Consider the following 1243-nt stretch of genomic DNA (forward strand, 5'->3'; position numbering starts at 1 on the left):
TACTCCAGTACGGTTTCGTGATCTATCCCGTGGGTTCATCGGCGGATCGTCGTCGGTAGTGGCTGCGACGGGCTGTGGCCTGGTGCTTTCGGCGCCAGTTGGACCAGTGCAGCAGCCTGGCCGCGGACACGACCGGTGAATGGAAGGCGGCGAGTAGGTGGCGGATCTCCGGGACGGTCAGCGTGATCGGTTCGCGGCTGCGGGTGGGGTGGTGCGGATCGGCGGGCCGGTCCGGGGCCGCGCTGGCGGCGACGGCGCTCAGGAAGGCCAGGGCGAGCATGGCGAGCGTGATGTGGCGGTGCCATGAGGTCCAGTGCCTGACCTGGTAGTGGTCGAGTCCGACCTGGCCCTTGGCGGCCTGGAAGCATTCCTCGACGCTCCAGCGGACGCCGGCGACGCGGACGAGTTCCGCGAGGGGTACCTCGGTGGGTGACCAGCACAGGTAGAAGGCGAGTTCACCGGTGGTCCGGTTGCGACGGATGAGCAGGTGGCGATGGCTGTCGCTGCCGATGTGGATCCAGGCCCAGTCGTAGTAGCGGGGGCCCTTCGCGCCCATCCCGGCGCTCTGGCGGTGCCAGGCGGTGGCGGGCAGGCTGCCCGCCACGGTGTCCGCACGGACAGGGGTGCGGCCGTGGTTGATCCGCACCCGCGTCGAGCAGGCGACGGCCATCACGTAGCCGATACCGCGGTCTTCGAGGCGGGCTCGCAGGTGCGGGTCCTGGCCGTAGGCTTCGTCGCCGGTCACCCAGGAGACGGTGAGTCCCGCGTCCAGCGCGGCGGTGATCATCTCCCCGGCCAAGCGGGGCTTGGTCGCGAACTGCACGTACTCGGGTATCCCGGCCGCTTGACGGCGGTCGGGATCGGTGCACCAGGAGTGCTCGGGCAGGTAGAGCCGACGGTCGATCAGGGCCCTTCCCCGGCTGGTGGCGTAAGCGAGGAACACGCCGACCTGGGAGTTCTCGATGCGTCCTGCGGTGCCGGTGTACTGCCGTTGCACGCCCGCCGAGGCTCGGCCCTTCTTCAGAAAGCCCGTCTCGTCCACGATCAGCACCGCGTCGTCGGTGCCGAGGTGGTCGGCGGCGTAGGCGCGCAGGTCGTCACGGACAGCGTCGGCGTCCCAGCGGGCGTAGCGCAGCAGGCGCTGCATCGGACCAGGTCGGGCGTGACCGGCCTGCTCAGCCAGCTGCCAGCAGTTCTTGCGCTCGACGTTCGACAGCAGCCCGAGCAGATAGGCACGGGCGGC

1 protein-coding gene is annotated in these 1243 nt (G+C 69.9%); it reads right to left on the bottom strand.

Features of this window, described 5'->3' with window-relative positions; translation table 11 throughout:
- Positions 1–22: 22 nt before the first annotated feature.
- On the bottom strand, positions 23–1243 hold a 1221-nt coding region (locus ABZY11_RS44575; RefSeq protein ID WP_356484632.1), incomplete at its 5' end, for an IS701 family transposase.

This window comes from Streptomyces sp. NPDC006510 (genome assembly GCF_040611955.1).
In the GTDB taxonomy this organism is placed as follows: domain Bacteria; phylum Actinomycetota; class Actinomycetes; order Streptomycetales; family Streptomycetaceae; genus Streptomyces.